Source organism: Sphingobacterium sp. IITKGP-BTPF85, from assembly GCF_001006065.1.
GTDB classification, from domain to species: domain Bacteria; phylum Bacteroidota; class Bacteroidia; order Sphingobacteriales; family Sphingobacteriaceae; genus Sphingobacterium; species Sphingobacterium anhuiense.
Window position 1 is genome coordinate 1 of the sequence record NZ_ASZT02000245.1, and the last position, 3,466, is coordinate 3,466.

The 3,466-nt window shown below is 33.6% G+C and carries 4 protein-coding genes; all 4 read left to right on the forward strand.

Features of this window, described 5'->3' with window-relative positions; translation table 11 throughout:
- Window positions 1-1,147 precede the first annotated feature (1,147 nt).
- Complete coding sequence (locus tag L950_RS24555; RefSeq protein WP_021190762.1) at window positions 1,148-1,666, forward strand: hypothetical protein; 519 nt, start codon at window positions 1,148-1,150, stop codon at window positions 1,664-1,666.
- Between the two features lie 303 nt (window positions 1,667-1,969).
- Window positions 1,970-2,800, forward strand: coding sequence for an ABC-three component system protein (locus tag L950_RS27380; protein WP_021190763.1), 831 nt, complete (start codon window positions 1,970-1,972; stop codon window positions 2,798-2,800).
- Window positions 2,801-2,954: 154 nt separating this feature from the next.
- Window positions 2,955-3,029 carry a hypothetical protein gene (locus L950_RS37630; RefSeq protein WP_410528159.1) on the forward strand — a complete coding sequence of 25 codons (75 nt, stop codon included), beginning with the start codon at window positions 2,955-2,957 and terminating at the stop codon, window positions 3,027-3,029.
- Complete coding sequence (locus L950_RS24565; protein ID WP_021190764.1) at window positions 3,020-3,355, forward strand: hypothetical protein; 336 nt, start codon at window positions 3,020-3,022, stop codon at window positions 3,353-3,355. The genes L950_RS37630 and L950_RS24565 overlap by 10 nt, the downstream gene beginning before the upstream one ends.
- Window positions 3,356-3,466 lie beyond the last annotated feature (111 nt).

The window sequence follows — 3,466 nt, forward strand, 5'->3', positions numbered from 1 at the left end:
TGCACCGTCCTTTTCCTGGTGCAGGGACGGGAGAGGTACGGTGCACATACGTTGCAACGACGGCCGGAGGTAAAACAAGGTCCGAAGCGGGTTAAAAGCAGGTATACAGCGGGTATTGAACATATAGTCAAATAGGTTAGCCTTAGCACCAATCTTGAGATCGTTCGCTTGCATTTCTAGGGGCACTCCTATTTTAGGAATACCTTTCTTCACCCTTTCTTGTAACCATTTTCTCCTTCCACTTGAGTTTTCATCGACTTGGCTCGGGATTTCATCGGGCCCAGTCGATGAATCCGAGGCCAAGTCGAAGCCCAGTCGAAGAAACTTAGAAGTTGGTGTCAATTTGGTTAGAATAAAGTTTCCAGAAAGTAAAGAATTCTGTTTTAGCACTTGGCTAGTACACTTGCGGTATAAGTTGCAAGCGTACTTGGCCAGTGCCCGGTAGATGGAGGGTACATATGTTTTGACTTTCGTCAGTAAGTTTATTGCTTTCATAATTTATTTGTTAATGGTTTTTTGAAAACAGCTTAAAAATTTCGAAGATTTTTAAGCTGTTTAAAACCGCAACCTATAAGCATAGCATCCCCTGTCCGATAGAAATCAGATGCTTCAGGGTCTAATATGACTCAATGGTCACAAAGACTAGTTAATAGTTAATAAATGATTCAGATCGCGTTTGAAAGAAGAAATCAAAAGGTTATAAATGGGCGTCACGCAATCCGCAATTGTAAGGGCCAAATCATATTTGGCGAAGCCGGCCGAGCTACTCGGGGGCTGTAATAATGTTTTTTGATTGTTGTTTTTGAGAATTCATAACTCGCTTTTTATAATTTAAACGAGTCCCTTAAAAAACTATAGCTAGGCCCTATGCTATCGCCGTGCAGGCTTCCGAGGGCCTTAGAACCGATAAACAATAGGGCCCATAACGCTATAGTGTGCATCAAAAATACACAAAATATCATTACGGGCATTGAAGACCCTACTGTCTCGTTCTTAGCAAAACTCGGAATTTGCACGAGAGACTCTTATACTCAACACCTATAATCAGACACTGATCTGATTATCAATAATCAAAAATAATAAATAAAATTCAAAAAAAGAAATATTTTACCGTTTTTGAGTCCTATTTCGAATTGAAATTTGGATTATGGAAAATCTCAATCTCGAAATTATTACTTGTAATATTCTAAAATTGCTAGATTTTTCTGGAGTTGCTGATCTTCGTTTTGCCGAAATATTGGGAATTTCAGAAAAACAATTTCGCTTAATTAAAAATGAAGAGGCAAATTTTAATATTAATAACATCAATAAAGCATGTGACTTTTTTAATATACAACTCAATAAGATTAATAAAGCAACATTTAAACCTGAAAATGATCTCAGAGAAAAGCTTGCAAACAAACATAGAAACAACGTAGAATATTATCCATTACTTGAAAGTAGACCAACAATAAGGCACGCTATTAAATTTACTTTGCTTCAAAATCCTGGATTTATTTCAGAAGGCCTAATTACAAGTGACATACGATCTGTTTTCCTGTCAAAGGGATGGGATTTTACAAGTCGTTATATTTCGACGGGTATGCAACGAAATCTAGATCTGGTAAAAGTTGTCGGAGAAAAAATAGTAAAAGGTAAAAAAGCAAATGTCTACGGACCCAAATAAAGATCTGCTATTAGATTTTAGTTGTAAAGATTTAGAGAAGTCTGCTTGCGAATAGCCATTTCGAAACCTGTCCGAATGATTTCGCCGAGGTTGGATGTGTTAGTGGATGACAACTATGTTAAGAATAGAAATAACTATATGACTTTCAAAATAAACGTAGTAGTATATTGTTGCATTTTTTGAATTACCTTTGTATCTTACAACATAAAAAGCAATAATTATACAAAATCCATTCTTTAAATCAATTAGCGGGAGAGGCAATAAGAGAATCTGGCTGTGTAATAAAATAATATTTGGGAATTAATGGCTGACAAAAAAGCAAGACAATACTCTGTTCTTACAATTAAAAAGTTATATGCCCTATCTGGAAATAGATGTGCATTTCCTAATTGTGGAGTAACTTTTTTAAATTGGGAAGATGACACAAATTTTTCCAATATATGTCATATTGAAGACGCAAATCAGAACACACATAAAGCGGACAGATATAATTCAAAAATGACAAGTAATGAAAGAGCAGATTATAATAATCTATTGTTACTTTGCCCAAATCATCATATTGAAACAAACAATCCTGAGAATTTTACGGTTGATGCTCTAAGAGACATGAAACGGAATAACGAAGAAGATGTCTTACAAAAACTAGCTGGTCAAAATTTAATCACAAAAAACCCTTCGGCTCTCAATATTGTTATTGGGAGTTTAGGAAGTAGTATTTTTGATAACACAACCGTTAATGATCCATCATCGGCTCCTGATCCAGTAGAAAAAATTCTTTATAACAATGTTGTACGTTACAAATCCATTATTGAGGAATACAAAGTTTATCAGGGAAGGCTTAATAAAGTTTACGAGGAGATAGAAAAGCAAGGATCTACAAAAAAAGAATTTGTTTTGCTAAATATAAGAACAGCCTACCTCATTGAAAAGAAAAAATATAGTAGTATTGAAGAGATTAGAGCGAATGCAGATAATATTATAGAAAAGGTAGAAACCAAACTTTGGCATTTAATAGAAAATAGTAGTAATGCAAATACTCATTTACCTATTGAAGCTATACAAATTAGTTTGTATGTAGTTTTAGTAGATGCATTTATGCGATGTAGTATTTTAGAAGAGCCGCCAAAACAATGATAGTCAATAAAAATATAAACCCCGAAAGAGACTTGTATTATTTAGGTGGGAAGGTAATAGAAATATTAGACAACTCCAATAATGCAAATTTGATTATTTTGAGTTATATAGTAACCTAAATAAGAATCATAATATTTCTATCAATTTATTCACTTTGGTATTAGATTGGTTATTTATTTTAGGCGCAGTAAAAAAAGATAAAAAAGGTTTGTTAGAAAAATGTTTTTAAAACGATTAATAATAGAAAATAAAGCGGGTGTTATTCGAGATATTCCTTTTAAAAAAGGGATAAATCTTATTGTGGATGAAACTCCCGAAACACTAACTCAGCAAACCACAGGTAATAATGTTGGTAAGACAACTGTTTTACGATTAGTTGACTATTGCTTAGGTTCGAAAGGTGAAAGTATATATAAAGATACCGAATTTTCTCAACAACCTAATACAACTATTGAAAACTTCTTAACTGAGACTGAAGTTTTGGTTACTATAGAATTAGTAGAAGACTTAGAAGACGAAAACAGCGAACTCATTACCATTCAGCGTAATTTTTGAAGCGAGGTAAAAAAGTCCAAAAAATTAACGGAGAGGATTTTACAGACGATAAAAAATTTGATACGGAATTGAAACGATTGGTTTTTAATACAGATGTTGATAAACCAACTT

Coding starts and splice junctions, on each gene's coding strand:
- L950_RS27380 (WP_021190763.1), top strand. CDS start 1,970: ATGGCTGACAAAAAAGCAAGACAATACTCTGTTCTTACAATTAAAAAG.
- L950_RS24555 (WP_021190762.1), top strand. CDS start 1,148: ATGGAAAATCTCAATCTCGAAATTATTACTTGTAATATTCTAAAATTG.
- L950_RS24565 (WP_021190764.1), top strand. CDS start 3,020: ATGTTTTTAAAACGATTAATAATAGAAAATAAAGCGGGTGTTATTCGA.